The following is a 17,309-nucleotide window of genomic DNA, read 5'->3' as shown; positions in this document are numbered from 1 at the left end:
TCTCCTAAGATAACGGCTAGACCGATCACGAAGGAGCCGTCTATGCCGCTCAGTCCAGCATCGTCATTGCAACCGTCCACCGATGCCGTACTCGCCGAGCGTGTCGATGCGGTGCTTTCGCGGGCGATCGCCGCGCAGAGTCTCGTCGGTGCCGTAGTGCTGGTCGCGCAATGGACGGCTCGTCTATCACCGCGCGGCCGGATTCGCGGACCGCGAATCGCGCGCGCCGATGCGCGAGGACACGCTGTTCAGGCTCGCGTCGGTGACGAAGCCGATCGTCTCGACGGCTGCAATGGTGCTCGTTGCGCAACGCAAGCTGTCGCTCGGTGATGATGTTACCCGCTGGCTGCCCGATTTTCGCCCGGCGCTCCCTGACGGCCGCGTGCCCGTGATCACGGTGCGTCAGCTGCTTACGCATAGCGCGGGCCTTGGTTACCGCTTTGCGGAAGCCGATGCGAACGGCCCCTATGCGCTCGCCGGCGTATCGGACGGGCTCGACGGGACAGCCGTCACGCTAGGCGAAAACGTACGCCGGATCGCGCGCGCGCCACTGCTATATGCGCCCGGAACGAGCTGGAACTATTCAGTCGGGCTTGACGTGACGGGCGCGCTGATCGAGGCCGTCTGTGGCATGCCGCTCGGCGATGCAGTCAGTGCGCTGGTGCTTCGTCCGCTGGCGCCCGCGACACGGCATTCGTCGCGCTCGATCCCGCGAGGCTCGCGACACCGTACGTGAACGACACGCCACAGCCGCACCGGCTTGCCGAGAACGAGACCGTGCCTGTCGTGGAAGGAACGGTTGGGGTGACATATTCAACAGCTCGCGCGCTCGACGCGCATGCTTTCGCATCTGGTGGCGCCGGGATGGTAGGCACCGCGGGCGACGTGCTGAAGGTGCTGGACACGCTGCGCGCGGGCGGTGGGGCATTGCTTCCATCTGCGCTCGTGGACGAGATGGGGCGCGTGCAGACCGGCGACTTCGATTTGCCTGGACTGACGGTCGTCTCGCTGTCGAACACGCTGTACGAGGGCATGAATGGCCAATACACAATCGATTTGCGCGATGCCGTTTGCGGCGCCGGATAACGTGCAGGCCTCGATTGCTCCGTCGTTTGACCGGCAATGTAGTCACCCTTCCCGGGGAGCGTCACAGCGGATCGTCGTGCCATTGGCTTTTTCCACCGTCAGGTTGATCGAGCGTGCCTTCTTCAAAATCAATGATCAATACGCCTTCGATTCCGATGAACGTCTCATCGGAATCGTGATGGAAATGCCAGAAATACGGCACTTCCATCACGCTGACGTGAATGTCGTGATTGTTGACCGTCGTGACGACCTCATTGCGATAACCGTCGCGTAAGGCAGCTGTCATGGCCAGAAAGTCAGTAGCTTCAATCATGCGCTCGCTCCTACCTATGGGCTGATAAAACGGCACGCATCGAACGTTCCTGCTCGATGGCCGCAGCCTGATCGATTTGCACGTCGTCCAGCCGAGTTCACTCATGCGATCCGAATAACCGGTTCGGGCACTTTTAGCGTAATTGCGCGCCTGCATGAAAATCTGACACGCGTGAACTCAGCCGTCTTCGTCGTGAACATGCTCGTACATGTTGGACCGATTATGCGAAGCGCCTAACATGCGAAGTTTCGTCAGGAATTCGCTTGTTTAGTAATTTCTGATAAACACAAAACGCCAATAGATAATCAATTGACGCCATTCAAATGTCTCGTATAGCATGACTTCGAGCCACATGCCACATGCTACCTGAATAAACAGGATAACTAAACAAAACCAGATACGCGTAGTGATACTCAGGAGACAGCCATGATAGATTTACGCCGTCTTGCGGCCGCCATGATCATCATTGGTTCTTTGGCGGGTTGTGGAGGAGATAGTCCAGGCCAGTCCGGCTCCGCCCCTGTCGCGGCTGACCAGCTTCAGGGAGCAACTCAGGGTAGTCCCAGTGCCGGTTCCAGCAGTGCCAACGCGGCTGTCGCCGCCGCCGGGCAAACTCCCGCTTCCGATCATGGCACCATGCAATTGACGCGGTATGTCAACCCGCTGATCGGCACGTTGGCCAGCAACTCTCCGAACCCCGTGCCAGCAGGGCAGGCTGGCAGTGTGGTGCCGGCAGCGGGACTGCCGAACGGCATGGTGCAGTGGGCACCCGATACGAATACCACCTCGGCTCCCTCGAACAGCGCGGAGCCCGGTTCGCCGGCCGGTTACTACTACGACATCGGCTCGATCCAGAGTTTCAGTCTCACCCATATGAGCGGCGCCGGTTGTTCCGGAAATGACGGCGAATTCCCCGTCATGCCGACGCTCGATGCCACCAGGCCGCTCACGCAGACGTTTAGCCATACCAACGAGAAGTCAGTAGCGGGAGCCTATTCCGTAGTGCTCGATAACCAGGTCAAGGTCGAGTTGACTGCAACCCTGCGTACCGGCTTTGGCCGCTTCACCTATCCTGACAATCAGCCTTCGACGCTCGTGCTCAACACGACGTATACAAACACGCAGACGAGCGTAGCCGGCTCGGTCACGCAGGTCGACGCGAGAACCATTTCGGGCAGTACCACGGGTGGCCATTTTTGCGGTAATTCAACGAATGTCCCGGTGTACTTTTATGCGGAGTTCAGTCAGCCATTTGTAAAGACTTCATCCTTCAACAATGGCGTTGCCGTGATGAATTTCGGCAAAGGCGCCACTGTCATGATGAAAATCGGTATTTCATATGTGAGCATCGCAAACGCCAAAAATAATCTCCAGGAAGAAAACCCCTCCTGGGATTTTGACGGTGTCAGGAAGGTTGCCGATGCGATATGGAATCAGCGCCTCAACACCATTCAGGTAAGCAGCAGTGATACCACAGCGTTGACAAAGTTCTACACGGCTTTCTATCACGCATCATGGGCACCGAGCGTATTCAGCGATGTGAACGGTCAATATATCGGCTTCGACCAGAAGGTTCATCAGGTCAGCGCTGGCCACGCTGCGCAGTACACCAGCTTTTCGGGGTGGGACATCTATCGTTCGCTGATACCGCTCAAAGCCACGCTATTTCCTGAGGAAACGAGCGATATGGCGCAGTCGCTCGTCAACGATGCGGATCAGTGCGGGGCAATTCCGCATTGGGTGAATGACAACGTCGAAGACGGCGTGATGCCGGGCGACGCCGGCTCGATTATCGTGGCGGGCGCATATGCTTTCGGTGCGCGCAAGTTTGATACTGCGGGCGCCTTGAGCCATATGATCCAGATGGCCAACATTCCCGGCACCGCGTGCAACGGCGTGACGACCAATGGCGGGCGCGCCAGCTATCTACAGTTCGGCTACATCACGAACGGTGAATGGGGGCAGGCTTCGTCCACGCTGGAGTACGGCAGCAGCGATTTCGCGATCTCACAGTTTGCCGGTGCACTAGGTAACACGGCGATCCAGAAAATGCTGCGTAGCCGCTCGGCCTACTGGCAGAACCTGCTCAACACTTCCTTGACGCTGCCTCTGATCGCCGCACGCAACTCCGACGGCACGTGGATTCCGGAGAACCAGGGCAGCACCGACAACTACGTGGAGGGCAACGCTGAGCAGTACACATGGATGGTGCCGTTCAACCCGACCGGGCTGTTCGCACAACTTGGCGGAAATACGGCGGTGGTGTCGCGGCTGAACACGTTCTTTACCGTGCTGAACGCGGGTACGACGCTGCCCAATTTCTATATGGGCAACGAGCCGACCTTCGAGGTGCCCTGGTTGTATAACTGGGCGGGTTCGCCGTCGGGTACGCAGAATGTCGTGCAGCAGATCATGGCGAGCGCCTTTGGCACGGGGCCGAACGGTTTGCCCGGCAATGACGACCTGGGCGCCGTGTCGGGCTGGTATGTGTGGGGCGCGCTGGGCCTCTATCCGGAGATCCCGGGTGTCGGGGGCTTTGCGATCGGCAGCCCGCAATTTTCCTCGATAGTCGTTCATCTCGGGAACGGCAAGACGTTGCGCATCAATGCACCCGGTGCGCCCAGCGCGAATTATGTGCAGGGGCTCACCGTCAATGGCAGGGCTCACAATAGTTCCTGGCTGGACGTTGACGCACTCGCCGACGGCGCGACGCTGAACTTTGTGATGGGTTCGTCACCTTCGCAGTGGGGCTCGAACCCGGCCGAGGCGCCTCCGACCTATGGGGTGCCGGTCGCACGTAACGTGGCGGATGCTTTTAACAACCACGGCATCAGTGCCGACGGCAGCAGCGACACCGACGGCCTCGGTTCGGACTTCGACGGCTCTCTGTTCAGCTACTCGTCGACCGCCTTGGCGGCGGCCGGCGCGGCGCCGGGCGAACCTCTCGTCGTCGGCGGAGCAAGCTTCGTTCTGTCCAGTGGACCGCTCGACAACGCGGTCGCGGTAGGACAGACGATTGCGATGCCGCCCGGCACGGCCGGTCATTCGCTGGTTCTGCTGGGTTCGGCCAACAACGGCCCCGGATCGGGCGCCGCGCTCGTGACCTATGCCGACGGCACGACCACGCCGTTCACGCTTGCCTTCGACGACTGGACCCTCAATGGCGGCAGCGCGGCTCCGGTGGCCCCGATCGCGTTGACCACCGCCTATCGCAATGCCGGCAACGGTTCGACCGACGGCGTCAAGACCTATCTGTTTGCGCAGTCGGTGCCGCTGACACCCGGCAAGCTGGTGGCGAGCGTCACATTGCCGAGGCAGTCCAACGAAGGCAAGTTGCACGTGTTCGGTATCGCGGCAGCGCCTTGAATACGTTGGGCGCCGCGCAGGCGCCGCCCAACGTGCGGCTTGGTACCACAGCAAGGGCATCCATCACCCGATATCGTCGATGCAGGCTGGTGGGCAAGCGCATAATCGGGAGCTAACTGACTACAGGAGTCCGGAAATGGTGGATGCAGTGAATCTTCCAGATGTCTGGTCGCCGTTCGGTGCGTTCTCGATGGCGGTTATCCAGGGCGACGGCCAGGTGGTTCATTTGAAGGGCCAGGTATCGCTCGACCGGGAAGGGCGAGTCGTTGGACCCAACGACATGCGAGTACAGGTGCGCAAAGTCCTCGAGAATATTCGCGACGTGATGGCGGCGATGGGAGGGCAAATGACTGACGTGATTTCCCTCGTTCACTACGCGACGGATATCGACGCATTCATGGCTGCTGGAGACATTCGAAGTGAATTCTTCGATGCACCTTATCCGGTTACGACTACCGTTCAGGTCGAGCGCCTGTACCGTCCGGAATTGATGATTGAGATCACTGCGATTGCAGAAATCCCGCGCTCCCGATTTCGCCGTCCGGGGTCGGGCAACTGACACTCACCATTGGTCATCATAACATTATCGGCAGCGGAGACCGCAATGTGGCGGCTCGTGCAACGCTATACAGGGCGAGTCGGATACCGGCGGGGCGCAAAGGTCGAAGGGCTGTTGGAGAACCCTCCAGTCATCGACTGTTCCGGGTGGACTGGCCTGCTGCTTACAGAAGCCATGTGCGCGGAGAATAATGCGGCTGGCCATGTCATGTTTACTGATACTGATATTCGAGCTATGCAAGCGTGGTCGGATCGCATCATTCAGGAAATCGCAGTTCGGACGGGATATATTCTTGCGGGATCCGAGATCAATGCATGCAGCCTTCCTCGATGCGCCACCATCGGGTTGAAGATGGGAGCGCCAGGTTGGGCGGCAAACCATCCACGGGTTCGCGGTGTCACCCACATTATTCAGATCGTTCGTCGTCCGGAAGACGATGTGCCGTTCGTTTCGGAATCGTTCGGCGACCCTGTGCGGCCAGGAATCAGCCTGACGTCGCTTGCCGATTGGCTCGTGCGTTCGCAACCGTTTCTCCAGGCCGACGCATTGTGGGCCGTCGATGCTTTTCGCCTGGCGTCGGCAAATTAAGCGAGCGCACTGAAGGTCGGAACGTGCCGATTGCTGCGCGATGCGGCCGGCAGACATCGACCCAAAGCGGTCTCTCGGCACCGATTGCGCTGAGTGACTACTGTCGGGATTGCGACAGCCATTGAACCGATGCGTGCACGATCCCCGCCTTGAATCTGACCTGTATCGACGGTTGTGTTGTACGGGGGGGCGATCGCGAGGTCCGCTCAAATTCCCGCCTACAGATTGGTTGCCTGAAAGCTGATCTGCCTCCACAAGCCGCCATTTCGCCGCCAGACCTGCGTCGTCATGATGCGCATGTCGATGCGCTGTCCTGTACGCCATTTCGATCGACTGCCGCAGCGGCCCCGTTGCCACTGCCATATCACCCTATACCCGAACGTCGAGACGATCGCGCTCCGCCTTAAGAAAGCGAACCTGCTCGCGCATCATTTTCATGTAGGTGTTCTTGTCGTCCACCTTGCCGTTTCCGTGCACATGCACGACGTCGTTTGAAACAAGTTCGTCAAGCGTTTCGATATCCGCTTCGACGAGTGCATGGCAACGTGTGTCCTCAAGACCAACGAACTCACTCTGAATCGTGGCTGTCTGGATGTTATCCATGAAGATTTTCTCGCTCTCGCGCAAGCTGATCCTGCGTCTTTCGATTGTGTCGATTCCGTCGGCCCAACCCTCGACATGCCGCTGCATGCCGGGAGCAGGGTGTCGTTTGGTGTACAAAGACGTGAAAGTGCGTCAGAAGAGTTCGCGAATGCCGATCATCGCGCCCGTCTGATTCGCACCGGCGGAGGGAGTTGACCCTGCCCCGCCCGAGCTGAGCGTGTAGCTAGCCCGAGGACTATTGGTGATGTAACCCAGTTGTCCGTAGACTGCCGTCCGTTTCGAAAGCAGATAAGTAGCGCGCACTGTACTGAGCGTTGCCCGCGTGTCGTGAACGCGATTGATAATTCGATAGACTGTTCCATCGACGATGAAAAAAGGCGTCACCTGGTAGCCGGCTCCGAGATAGAAAAGGTTGGACCTCACGCTAGATACGGTCTGTGCGGCAGGCTCAACCCAGCGGCCAAGCCACCCACCCGAGATGGTTGCACCGGAGAACTTGACGTACGCGTTGAGCAAAACGCGTGTGTCCTTATCACCGCTGCTGGTAATTTTTGTCGGCGCAACGCCATCGAAGAAATTTGCCGCCGCGTTTGTTCCGCCCCGTTGCTGGTCGTAGCTTGCGACTGCGCCAAAATTCTGCGCGTCGTATTTGGCCATTAAGGACCACTGGTGACACTGTTGAAAGTCGCCAGGCACGGATCCGGCACACGTACCCTGTCCAGGCGAGTTCCCGGTTCCCGCCGAATCCCGGCCGAACGAATAGGTCCCACCGAGGGTAACGCCGCCAAATTTTCCCTTGTATGCAACGGTATTATCGCTCCGCGCATTCGGAATATAGTTGTCCAACGAACCGAGACTGTAGATCGCCGGCCCCATGACGTCATTTTCGAGCAGCGCCACATAGGTCATCGTGTACTGGCGCCCGAACGTCAGCGCACCGTAGTTCGAACTCAGACCCACCCAGGCCTGGCGTCCGAAAAGACGTCCTCCCTGACCCATATCGCCACCTCGGACGTTAAACCCGCTTTCCAGCGTGAAGATCGCTTTGAGCCCCTCGCCCAGGTCTTCGCTACCCCTAACACCCCAGCGTGAGGGCAACGAACCGGTGATGGAGGGCATTCTAACGAGTCCATCGCCCTTCGCGCCTACATGTGAGACGTACTCGAGACCGGTGTCGATGATGCCGTATAGCGTCACAGAGCTTTGAGCCTTTGCTGCACCGGATAATGCCCAAACAGCAATAGCTGCGAGCAGGCTAAGTTTCTTCATTTTGTCTCCATACCAAATATATTTATGGGCAATACGCTTTTTTTATAAAATCTCATGCTGCTTCGATAGCGTCATCGTGACGCCAGCGTCCCGCTTTCTAATTGTGTAAGCGATCACATTGACCGGTAGCACCGCGAACAGGAATGGGACCGCAAACAGGTAATACAGATTTGAAGCCTGCCAACCCTTGTCCATCAACACGCCTACCAGCACGGGTGCTACCATTGCACCCAGACGTCCCATTCCGACTGCCCAACCCACACCTGTTGCGCGGGCCGTCGGTGAGTAAAGAAGGGGCGTCAATGCGTAGAGGCCACCCACGCATGCCGAAATCGCTGCGCCCAATACAATCGCAGCAGGCATCGCGAACTGAAGTCGTGAAGCATTCGCGCCGAAAACCACCAAAAACACGGCGCTCCCGACCAGAAATGACGTAAGAAGGGTGTTGAGTTTCACCCGGCCGGAAACCAGGCTGAACAACGTGCAGCCGACAATTCCGCCCACGTTCAGTAGTACGCCGCCCGTCACTCCTTGCGAAGCGGACATACCAGCCTGTACCAGAAGCTTCGGCGTCCAGCTCATTACGAAATAGAAGCCGGCCATTACACATACGAACGCAATCCAGATGAGGACGGTGCGCAGAACCATAACGGGGGACGGCACCACGACCCCGGCCATCGGGGCGCGCGTCACTTGTGCAATGCGATCCGCGTCCGGCAGTTCATTGACGGTATCGCGCTTCATGCGCTTGAGGATTGCATTGACCCTGGACAGCGCTGCCTTGGGGCGTTTCGCGATGAGGAAATCTAGCGATTCCGGGAGCCCGTAGAGCGCAAGGGGAATAATCAGCAACGTGCAGACTCCGCCGAACAGAAATGCGCTTCTCCAACTGTAATGCGTCAACAGCAGGCCGGTTATAGCGCCACCGATCGTCGCGCCGAGTGTGTAGCCAGTCGACAGCATGCTGATTGCGCCGCTTCGCCATTTGTTCGACGCGTACTCTGCAGCAATAACGGAAATGCTAGCCAGCATGCCCCCGATCCCAAGTCCCGTGGCAACACGCAGGGCGACAAGCTGGTCCAGGGTTTGGGCGAATGCAGATGCCAGCATTCCTGCCGCGATCGCGAACAGACAAAGCAATACCAGTAACCGTCGGCCGATGCGGTCAGCGAATGGGGCAATGAAAAGCCCACCTGCTGCCATACCAAACAGCCCTGCGCTGAGCAATGTTCCGAGTTCCTTCCCACTCAGATGCCAGTCTGCGGCAAGGTGCGGTGCGGAAAATGCGACTGCAAGCACATCGAAGCCGTCCAGCATATTCAGTGCAATGCAGACGGCTAACACGAATTTCTGGAACGAGCTCATTGGGCTCTCGTTAATAGCCTCTTTGAGATCCTGCTTCATTGTCTTCCTCCAGTATGGCTGCGCGCTTCGCAGTGATGTATGAGACACGTTGCGTAGCGCAGTCGGACTTCCGGTATGGTTAGTCCGTCGATAGGCTAAGGCGTTTCTCGGTCACCCTTTTTAAGAGTAGATGCTGCCGACACGTTTCTTCGAACGGTCTTCCGGCAGCTATACCCATTTACTTCGGTATACTTAATATTGTTAGGAGTCTCCTTAATATGATCCTGATCACTCTTTCAGCTTGCGTCGAAAATCCAGGGTTCGAGCGTACGACGGGAGTCCTCATAGCGGCGAATATCAGCCTGCCGTTCAAGGGTCAAGGAGATGTCATCCAGGCCGTTGAGAAGACAGTGCCTGCGAGACGGATCGACATTGAAGTCGATGACCCAGCCGTCCGGACCGGTAATGGTCTGGGTATGGAGGTCGACGCTGAGTCGGTAACCCGGGACCACCGTAACCTGCTCAAACAAGCACTGCACCTCCAGGTCCGGCAGGATAATCGGCAGCATGCCGTTCTTGAAGCAATTGCCGTAGAAGATGTCCGCAAAGCTCGGTGCAATCAGCACGCGAATACCGTAGTCGTGCAACGCCCAGGGAGCGTGCTCGCGGCTTGAGCCACAGCCGAAGTTGGCACGCGTCAGCAGGATCGAAGCCCCTTGATAGGGTGCCTCGTTCAAGACGAAATCCGGGTTGCGTGGCCGCACAGAGCAGTCCTGTCCCGGCTCGCCGCGATCGAGATAACGCCACTCGTCGAACAGGTTCTCACCGAAGCCGGTACGCCGGATCGACTTCATGAACTGCTTTGGGATGATCGCGTCGGTGTCAACATTGGCCCGGTCAAGCGGCACAACGAGGCCATCCAGCGTGGTGAAGGGCTGCATCAGTGCGACTCCAGGTGAACATCGGTGAAATGGCCGGCTATAGCTGCGGCCGCCGCCATGGCAGGACTGACGAGATGACTTCGGCCACCCGAGCCTTGGCGGCCTTCGAAGTTACGATTCGAGGTCGAAGCGCAACGCTCGCCTGGCGAGAGTCTGTCCTCGTTCATGCCGAGGCACATGGAGCAGCCCGGCTCGCGCCACTCGAAACCCGCGTCAGTGAACACGCGGTCGAGTCCTTCGGCTTCGGCCTGCGCCTTCACAAGCCCCGAACCTGGAACGGCCAGCGCCAGTTTGATCGTCGGCGCAATGCGCCGCCCCTTAAGCACGGCGGCCGCCGCGCGCAGATCCTCGATGCGGGCGTTGGTGCACGAGCCGATGAATATCTTGGCGGGCTGGATTGACTCGATGGCGGTACCCGGCTCGAGTCCCATGTACGCGAGTGCGGCCTGAATGCCGGCGCGTTTCACGGGATCCGGCTCGAGCGCGGGATCGGGCACCTGCCCGTCGATGGGCAGCACCATTTCCGGCGAAGTGCCCCAGGTCACCATGGGCTTCACGTCAGCCGCATCGATCTGGACTGTCCTGTCGAATTTCGCGCCTTCATCACTAACCAGGGTGCGCCAGTACGCGACCGCCTGATCCCATTGCTCACCGCGCGGAGCGAAGGGCCGCCCTTTGAGGTAGTCGATCGTCTTCTGGTCCACACCAACCAGACCAACGCGTGCACCGGCCTCGATCGCCATGTTGCACAACGTCATCCGCCCCTCCATCGACAGCGCCCTGATGGCATTGCCGCCAAACTCGATGGCGTAGCCCGTGCCGCCGGAAGTGCCTATCACGCCAATGATGTGCAGTATCAGGTCTTTTGCCGTGACGCCTGATGGCAATTCACCTTCGACACGCACCAGCATCGGCGTCATCCGTCCAACCGAAAGGCATTGAGTGGCAAGCACGTGCTCCACCTCCGACGTGCCGACACCGAATGCCAACGCGCCAAATGCACCGTGCGTACTCGTATGCGAATCTCCCGCGACTACTGTCATACCAGGGAGCGTCGCGCCCTGCTCGGGACCTATCACATGGATGATCCCCTGGCGCGTATCCGTCAGGCCGAACTCGGTGATGCCGAACTCCTTGCAGTTGCGGCTCAGCTGTTCCACCTGGATGCGCGAAAGCGGATCCGCGATCCCCTGGGAACGCGCGGTCGTCGGCACATTGTGGTCCGCGGTGGCGAGTACTGTCTGCGCGCGCCACGGCTTGCGTCCACTCAACCTCAGGCCTTCGAACGCCTGTGGGCTGGTTACCTCATAAACCAGGTGACGATCGACGTACAACAATGCCGGCCCGTCTACCGCTTCGTGCACGACATGGCGTTGCCAAAGTTTCTCGACCAGAGTCGTTCCCATCACGCGCTCCCTTGACCCGTAGTGTTAGATTCGACAGCAATATCGGCGAACTGGGCCAGCGACTGCGTCGGCGTCATGCGAAGGATTGCGAGGTTGGCCCCGCGATCAGCGAGCCGAGTTCGAGCACCTTGACGCCCACGAGCGGCATTGCATCCGCTGTGGGTTCGCTCGCCTGGTGAGTCGGCTTGTCCTTCATGACTGTGCCATCCGCACTGTCAGTTCGCCCAGGCTCGCCACGCGGGCATTGATCACATCCCCCGGCTTCACAGGGCCAACCCCTGCCGGGGTTCCGGTCATGATCACATCGCCTGGCTGCAGCGTGTACATCGCCGACGCATATTCAATCAGGTGCTGAACGTTGTAGATCAGATACTTAGTATTGGACTTCTGGCGCGGCTCGCCATTGACCGTCAGTTCGAGATCAAGCGCGTTCGGGTCCGCAATCTCGTCGGCAGTCGTGATCCACGGCCCGATGACCGCGAACGTGTCGGCCGACTTGCGGAATCCCGCGAATTCGGGGCCGCGCACAGTCATGTCCAGCGCGACGCAGTAACCGAAGACGTACTCGAGAGCGCACTCGCGCGGTACCCGCTTCGCCTGTTTACCGATGATCACGCCCAGTTCGACCTCGTGGTCAGTGCGGCGCTCCGGAAACGGAAACTCGACAATGCCGTCCGGGCCGTTCAGCGCAGTCGGCGCCTTGATAAACAGACCGAACTGTTCAAGCGTCGTGAACGTTTTGCCGTTAGCAATCTCTTGATCGGCATTGGCCTCGTCGATGTGATCACGGTAGTTGATCGGCGCACCGATCATCTTGCCCGGGTTCGCAACGGGTGCTTGAAGCGTCACCTCCGACAGGGCGCGGGTCGTCGCACGAGCCAGGAACGGCTCGATCTGTGCCTGGACGCGGGGAAAATTCCCGATGATCCAGTCGTAAGACGGATACGGCCAGCCGGGTTCGCCGAGCGACTTGAACAGGGGCGTGATGTCGTAGACCGCATCGCCGCGGATGACTCCGATACGGTTATCGTTAAAGCGGCAAATCTTCATGGCTTAATCCTGCGTCAAGGTGGGGGTCAACCGCGCTTTTCGCGGTAAAGGCCGAGTTTCTCGTAGACCGGTCGATCGGAATAGACGAACAGCACTGCGTCTTCGCTCGCATCGGCGCTCATGCGCCAGCGGCTCCAGCCGGGCACCACGAATACATCGTTGTCCGAGATGTCGAAGCTGCCGACACCTTCAATCTCGACCGAAGGGGAACCTTCGACGCCGACGAGGACCGTGCCTTCCACCGACTGGAAGAATTCGGTGGTATAGCCGCGCGGGATGAGGCGCATCGAGGCAGCAATGGTCGGCATCGCCCAACCACCGGTCAGCGGATTGGCGTAGCGAACATTGACACCGTGGCATGCATCGATGTCCGAATTACGTGCAAGCTCATCGAGGACTTCCCGGGTCCGGACATACGGGTAATTGAAGATCGGGGAGGTCAACCCCGTATGCTTGCTCTCCAGCGGCAGCAGCGCGTCGGCGTACCGCACGAGCACCTGATCGGAGTCTCCTTTGCGAGGAAATTGCGTGGCAGCTTCGTACTCCTCCCGGAATCCGGCGCGCAGGAAAGTCACGAGCGGCACGTCCAGCCCGTCGAGCCACATGACGGGGCCGTTGCCGTCATTACCGTGGTCGTGCCAGGTCCACGCAGGCGTCACGATAAAATCGCCTCGAAGCATCTCGGTGCGAACGCCGTCGACAGACGTATAGCCTCCGACGCCTTCAAGCACAAAACGCAATGCAGACTGGGTGTGGCGATGTGCGCGTGCGATTTCGCCAGGAAGAATCAGTTGCAAGCCCGCGTAGATCGTATCGGTGGCATTCGGCAAACCGCCCAAACCGGGGTTCTCCAGCATCAGAACGCGTCGCTCCGCTTCTTCGGCGCTCACGACGGTACCGGACTCGATCAGCCGATCACGCATCACGGCCCACTGCCAGTTGTGAGGCGTGGCTTTCGGGCGTGGCTCGTTCGGGACAAGCCCCTTCAGTACGTCCCACAATGGGGCGACGTTCAGTGCCGCCAGTTGTTCGCGATACGCGGCGGCATTGTTTGCATGATTGTTTTGCTCAGCGACTTCGGCTTGTGCGCTCATGATATGTTCCTTATCGGTGGAAACTGAAACAGCAGTAACGCGACCGTCAGGCCCCGACGATGGAGGGGTCGCCCTTCCAGATCCATTCGAGGCAGTCGTAGTAGTCGTCCTCGCGGCGTTCTTTCAACCCCGCATCCCGCACTTCGCGCGCGATGCCCTCGGCGTGATAGAACTCCCAGAGCTCGCGCGAGCCCAGCTGGATGCGCGCGCTGCGAACGAGACGGCGCCGCGGGTACTCGCTGAACGCGCGCTCATAGTCGTAGTCCGTGCTGTTCAGAAGGTCCGCGAGGCACACGGCGTCCTCGATTGCCATGCCGGCACCCTGCGCCAATGACTGCAGGGTCGGATGCACGGCGTCGCCCAGCAGTGCCACGCGTCCGCGCGTCCATTGCCGGATCGGATCCTGGTCGGCCAGAACCCAGCGGCGTTCGAGATCCATCATCGACAGGAGCTTCTTTAGAGCAGGGTGTGCGTTGGCGTACACATGCTTGACGTCTTCCTCGTGCGTGACCCGCAGATCACCGTGGCCGGGAGCAGGATCCTTGAAGACTGCCACGATGTTAAAAATGGTCCGGTTTCGAAGCGGATAGTGCACGACGTGATAACCAGGCCCGGCCCATAGCACGACGTTCTGCTGATGAGGCAGATCAGCGGGAACATCTTTCATGTCGATGATGGTGCGGTGCGCGACATAGCCGACCGAACGAGCAGGCTCCTCGCCAGCAACATATTCCCGTACCTTGCTCTTGATGCCATCGGCACCGATCAGCGCGGCACCCTCGAAAGTTCGCCCGTCCGCGCAAGTGACGCGCACACCGTCGCTGCCGCGGTCTTCGAAGTTCACCGCTGTAGCGTTGACTATCAGTTCAACGCCCGGTGTGCGACGACAGGCTTCCAGCAGGATGTTGTGAATGTCAGCCCGGTGGATGACGATGTACGGATTCTTGAACCGCCGGTAGAATTTTTCCGAGGTCAAAGGCACCTGCACAAGGGTTTGACCGCTGTCCGCGTCCGGCATGGCCAGAGAGACCGGGAAATCTGCGGAGGCTTTAACTGTCTCCGAAAGCCCCAGCCGGTCAAAGGCCTTGAAAACGTTCGGTCCGAGCTGAATGCCATAGCCGATCGGCGAGATCTGGGCTGCCTGCTCGAGGACATGCACCCGGCGCCCGTTCTGGCCCAGCGCCAGGGCAAGGCTCAGTCCGCCGAGGCCGCCGCCGACCACGATGAGGGGAAGGTTTGCGTTCGCCACGCCTGTCTCCAGTATTTCTGCGATTGACTTGGGGTCTGGCTGCTCCGCCATGACCCGTTGACAGAATGATCGATTTCTGACCATTATTCGTCAATCAGGCAACTTCAATAGTCGCAATCCAAATTATGGATTTTGGTAATCTAGATCTGAACCTGCTGGTTGTCTTCGATGCGATGTTCCGGCACCGCAATGTGACGGTTGCCGGGCGCGAGCTTGGGCTGAGCCAGCCTGCGATGAGCTATGCATTGCTAAAGATGCGTGCGGCCTTTGATGATCCGCTGTTTGTGCGCGTCAAGTCGGGCATGCAGCCTACACCGCGGGCGCTAGCCATGGTGGACACCGTGCGTGACGTCCTGCAACGCATCCAGTCCGGCTTGCTCAGCCCGGCGATGTTCGACCCAGCGAGTTCGAATCGGGAATTCCGGATCGCTACGAGCGATGTGGGCGAAAGCTTCTTTACGCCACCGTTGATGCGCGCACTACGGAGCCACGGGCAACATTTGCAGCTTCGGGTTTTTTCACTGACACCGTCGGCGCTGGAGCAACAGCTGGAGTCTGGCGATGTCGACCTTGCTGTTGGGTACTATCCCGACCTCGTCGGCGCAGACTTTTATCAGCAAGGCCTTTTCACGAGTCACTTTGTTGCGATCGCGGCGAAGGACAATCGCCATGTGAAGGGCAAGCTGACGATGACCCGATTCCTGCAGGCCCCGCATGTCGACGTGGCCACTCCGGGCCGGAGTCAAGAGATCATCCTGCGACACATGGTGGAAAAGAAAATCGTGCGCAACGTGCCGCTACAGGTTTCCCGCTTCCTGAGCCTGCTCGAGATTGTCTCGCAGTCGGATCTCATCGCCATCGTGCCGCGGGAAACAGGCGAGTTATTCCGGAATGCTCGAGGTGTCGCAGTGCACGCTCTGCCGTTCGATTCGCCGACATTCCGACTTCGTCAACACTGGCACAAGCGCTTTCACGACGACGCTGCGGTGCGTTGGTTGCGAGTTCTGGTGCATGAGTTGTTCCAGGATCTGGACAGTCCTGCGAATCAACAGCCGTTACCAAAATGAGTGTACATGTGCTTCCACTCTATGACGTAGCAGACCAGCTTCAGGAAAGCTTCGTGGATATTGGTCAAATGTCCGAAGCGGACAACGAGCCGTCGCAGAAGAACAGAGCCGCCGATTGTCCGCTGGACCAGGTGGCGTCCGCTTTAAAGGCCAAAACCGGACGGTCGAGTGACTGTCGGCTCGCTGGCGTGGCGGACCGGTTGTGGCCGACTACTGCGCGCGACACAGTACGGACGGCGACCCGAGCTGGCCACGTAGTTTAGCAACAGGGCACGCCGCGCTCAGAGGAAGTTCCTGAATAGCATCGTCGCCCACCACCAGGCGCCGCCGCAGCCAGCGACCCGGCAGCGCGCATCGGGATCCGCCAGAAGGCGGCCATTGGCGTCGCTCACCGAACTTGAGTTGCGCAGGAAGTACGCCACGCTGTCTTGCAAGGGATCGAGCCCGTCCTCAGGGATATCTATCCACAGGCCGTTTTCGGTATTCAGGCGGGCCGACAGCGAATCGAAATTGAAACTGCCGAGATAATATCGATGGCCGTCGATGAGGACCAGCTTGGCGTGCATCATGCGGTTCTCCTGGTCGGAATATTCGCGCACCTCGATCCCGGCATTCACCAAGCCGGGCAGATCGTCGGCATAGGCGCGCCCGACTGCGGGGAATTCCTGCGTGATGCTCGCCAGCGAGGCGCTCACCAGGATCACGTGGACACCTTCGCGCCGCTTGCGCTCAAGCGCCTCGCGCAGTTCCGGCACCAGGATCAGGTAGGGGTTGATGATCAGGATTTCGTGCTGCGCCGTATCGAATGCTTGTAGCATGTCCTGCAACGTGCCTGGCGAGCGCTTGTCGGGCCAGTCGTGGACATAGTGCAGGCGCTCGCAGGCGATCGGCATCCAGGCGGGATCAAAATACGCCCCGGGAACGGGCGGAGCGGCGGGATCATTGGGCGTATCGGAGGCAGTTGGTGTATCGGTAACGTCCAGGTCTGTCGCCCGGGCTGCAGCATCGAGCGGAGCCAGCAGCCATTCGCGCCAATAATGGATGCGCGCCGGGTCCAGCGTCGCATAACCCTCGGAGACGCGATAAGGACTTGCGACTTTGAGGAATTTTTCCGGCTCGGGGCGAACCACTTCCGGGCTATTCCAGAACAGGGCGAAATGCTGGTACATGGCGTGCAGGGAGGAAGCATCCTGGCCGGCGTCGCCCGACACCATCAGATCGCGCTCGCTGAGCCAGTTACGGAAGCTCGCATCCCAGATCGAGGTACTGCCGATCACGGCCGTGTCGCCAACCAGGAACAGTTTGTCGTGCATGCGATGCGAAATCTCGACGAGATCGGATCGTGGATGGAAGATTCGGAGTTCAATGCCGGGA

At 59.4% G+C, this 17,309-nt stretch carries 15 protein-coding genes and 1 pseudogene; 5 read left to right on the top strand and 11 right to left on the bottom strand.

Annotated features, from left to right (window positions below):
* Positions 1 to 42: 42 nt before the first annotated feature.
* Positions 43 to 1,086: pseudogene (locus M3I56_RS28030) on the top strand (serine hydrolase domain-containing protein).
* A 61-nt stretch (positions 1,087 to 1,147) separates the two neighbouring features.
* Here the strand turns inward: M3I56_RS28030 and M3I56_RS28025 are convergent.
* On the bottom strand, positions 1,148 to 1,399 hold the full coding sequence (locus tag M3I56_RS28025; protein ID WP_254356730.1) for a hypothetical protein: 252 nt from the start codon (positions 1,397 to 1,399) through the stop codon (positions 1,148 to 1,150).
* A gap of 426 nt (positions 1,400 to 1,825) precedes the next feature.
* Between M3I56_RS28025 and M3I56_RS28020 the strand changes: the two genes are divergently transcribed.
* The 3 genes from M3I56_RS28020 to M3I56_RS28010 all read left to right on the top strand — a co-directional run bounded on the left by M3I56_RS28020 (position 1,826) and on the right by M3I56_RS28010 (position 5,912).
* On the top strand, positions 1,826 to 4,765 hold the full coding sequence (locus M3I56_RS28020) for a GH92 family glycosyl hydrolase (RefSeq protein WP_254356729.1): 2,940 nt from the start codon (positions 1,826 to 1,828) through the stop codon (positions 4,763 to 4,765).
* Positions 4,766 to 4,901: 136 nt separating this feature from the next.
* Complete coding sequence (locus M3I56_RS28015) at positions 4,902 to 5,324, top strand: RidA family protein (RefSeq protein ID WP_254356728.1); 423 nt, start codon at positions 4,902 to 4,904, stop codon at positions 5,322 to 5,324.
* Positions 5,325 to 5,369: 45 nt separating this feature from the next.
* Positions 5,370 to 5,912, top strand: coding sequence for a hypothetical protein (locus tag M3I56_RS28010; protein WP_254356727.1), 543 nt, complete (start codon positions 5,370 to 5,372; stop codon positions 5,910 to 5,912).
* Positions 5,913 to 6,281: 369 nt separating this feature from the next.
* Here the strand turns inward: M3I56_RS28010 and M3I56_RS28005 are convergent, their stop codons facing one another.
* From M3I56_RS28005 to M3I56_RS27970, 9 genes are all read right to left on the bottom strand, one after another.
* Positions 6,282 to 6,515: a nuclear transport factor 2 family protein gene (locus M3I56_RS28005; protein ID WP_254356726.1), complete on the bottom strand. Its 234-nt coding sequence runs from the start codon at positions 6,513 to 6,515 to the stop codon at positions 6,282 to 6,284.
* A 132-nt stretch (positions 6,516 to 6,647) separates the two neighbouring features.
* A complete protein-coding gene (locus M3I56_RS28000) occupies positions 6,648 to 7,784 on the bottom strand; it encodes a porin (protein ID WP_254356725.1) in 1,137 nt (378 codons plus the stop codon).
* A 42-nt stretch (positions 7,785 to 7,826) separates the two neighbouring features.
* Positions 7,827 to 9,188, bottom strand: coding sequence for an MFS transporter (locus M3I56_RS27995; RefSeq protein WP_254356724.1), 1,362 nt, complete (start codon positions 9,186 to 9,188; stop codon positions 7,827 to 7,829).
* A 236-nt stretch (positions 9,189 to 9,424) separates the two neighbouring features.
* The gene (gene leuD, locus M3I56_RS27990; protein ID WP_254356723.1) at positions 9,425 to 10,069 is read right to left on the bottom strand and encodes a 3-isopropylmalate dehydratase small subunit; all 645 of its coding nucleotides are present in this window, start codon (positions 10,067 to 10,069) and stop codon (positions 9,425 to 9,427) included.
* A complete protein-coding gene (gene leuC / locus M3I56_RS27985) occupies positions 10,069 to 11,475 on the bottom strand; it encodes a 3-isopropylmalate dehydratase large subunit (protein ID WP_254356722.1) in 1,407 nt (468 codons plus the stop codon). Before leuC ends, leuD begins: the two co-directional genes overlap by 1 nt.
* A 73-nt stretch (positions 11,476 to 11,548) precedes the next feature.
* A complete protein-coding gene (locus M3I56_RS41155; protein WP_302057030.1) occupies positions 11,549 to 11,671 on the bottom strand; it encodes a hypothetical protein in 123 nt (40 codons plus the stop codon).
* Positions 11,668 to 12,525, bottom strand: coding sequence for a fumarylacetoacetate hydrolase family protein (locus M3I56_RS27980; protein WP_254356721.1), 858 nt, complete (start codon positions 12,523 to 12,525; stop codon positions 11,668 to 11,670). The genes M3I56_RS41155 and M3I56_RS27980 overlap by 4 nt, the downstream gene beginning before the upstream one ends.
* Positions 12,526 to 12,551: 26 nt before the next feature.
* The gene (locus M3I56_RS27975; protein WP_254356720.1) at positions 12,552 to 13,619 is read right to left on the bottom strand and encodes a cupin domain-containing protein; all 1,068 of its coding nucleotides are present in this window, start codon (positions 13,617 to 13,619) and stop codon (positions 12,552 to 12,554) included.
* 46 nt (positions 13,620 to 13,665) lie between these two features.
* Positions 13,666 to 14,868, bottom strand: a complete 1,203-nt coding sequence (locus M3I56_RS27970) for an FAD-dependent monooxygenase (protein WP_254356719.1) — start codon at positions 14,866 to 14,868, stop codon at positions 13,666 to 13,668.
* 125 nt (positions 14,869 to 14,993) lie between these two features.
* Between M3I56_RS27970 and M3I56_RS27965 the strand changes: the two genes are divergently transcribed.
* Complete coding sequence (locus M3I56_RS27965) at positions 14,994 to 15,935, top strand: LysR family transcriptional regulator (protein ID WP_254356718.1); 942 nt, start codon at positions 14,994 to 14,996, stop codon at positions 15,933 to 15,935.
* Between the two features lie 281 nt (positions 15,936 to 16,216).
* Here the strand turns inward: M3I56_RS27965 and M3I56_RS27960 are convergent.
* Positions 16,217 to 17,309: phosphatidylserine/phosphatidylglycerophosphate/cardiolipin synthase family protein (locus tag M3I56_RS27960; protein WP_254356717.1), on the bottom strand; the 1,093-nt coding region annotated here is incomplete at its 5' end.

The organism is Paraburkholderia sp. CNPSo 3281 (genome assembly GCF_024206515.1).
In the GTDB taxonomy this organism is placed as follows: Bacteria; Pseudomonadota; Gammaproteobacteria; order Burkholderiales; family Burkholderiaceae; genus Paraburkholderia; species Paraburkholderia nodosa.
The sequence above is the reverse complement of the archived record's forward strand: the minus strand, read 5'-3'. Positions and strand labels throughout refer to the sequence as shown.

Coding starts and splice junctions, on each gene's coding strand:
- M3I56_RS28025 (WP_254356730.1), bottom strand. CDS start 1,399: ATGATTGAAGCTACTGACTTTCTGGCCATGACAGCTGCCTTACGCGAC.
- M3I56_RS28020 (WP_254356729.1), top strand. CDS start 1,826: ATGATAGATTTACGCCGTCTTGCGGCCGCCATGATCATCATTGGTTCT.
- M3I56_RS28015 (WP_254356728.1), top strand. CDS start 4,902: ATGGTGGATGCAGTGAATCTTCCAGATGTCTGGTCGCCGTTCGGTGCG.
- M3I56_RS28010 (WP_254356727.1), top strand. CDS start 5,370: ATGTGGCGGCTCGTGCAACGCTATACAGGGCGAGTCGGATACCGGCGG.
- M3I56_RS28005 (WP_254356726.1), bottom strand. CDS start 6,515: ATGGATAACATCCAGACAGCCACGATTCAGAGTGAGTTCGTTGGTCTT.
- M3I56_RS28000 (WP_254356725.1), bottom strand. CDS start 7,784: ATGAAGAAACTTAGCCTGCTCGCAGCTATTGCTGTTTGGGCATTATCC.
- M3I56_RS27995 (WP_254356724.1), bottom strand. CDS start 9,188: ATGAAGCAGGATCTCAAAGAGGCTATTAACGAGAGCCCAATGAGCTCG.
- leuD (WP_254356723.1), bottom strand. CDS start 10,069: ATGCAGCCCTTCACCACGCTGGATGGCCTCGTTGTGCCGCTTGACCGG.
- leuC (WP_254356722.1), bottom strand. CDS start 11,475: ATGGGAACGACTCTGGTCGAGAAACTTTGGCAACGCCATGTCGTGCAC.
- M3I56_RS41155 (WP_302057030.1), bottom strand. CDS start 11,671: ATGAAGGACAAGCCGACTCACCAGGCGAGCGAACCCACAGCGGATGCA.
- M3I56_RS27980 (WP_254356721.1), bottom strand. CDS start 12,525: ATGAAGATTTGCCGCTTTAACGATAACCGTATCGGAGTCATCCGCGGC.
- M3I56_RS27975 (WP_254356720.1), bottom strand. CDS start 13,619: ATGAGCGCACAAGCCGAAGTCGCTGAGCAAAACAATCATGCAAACAAT.
- M3I56_RS27965 (WP_254356718.1), top strand. CDS start 14,994: ATGGATTTTGGTAATCTAGATCTGAACCTGCTGGTTGTCTTCGATGCG.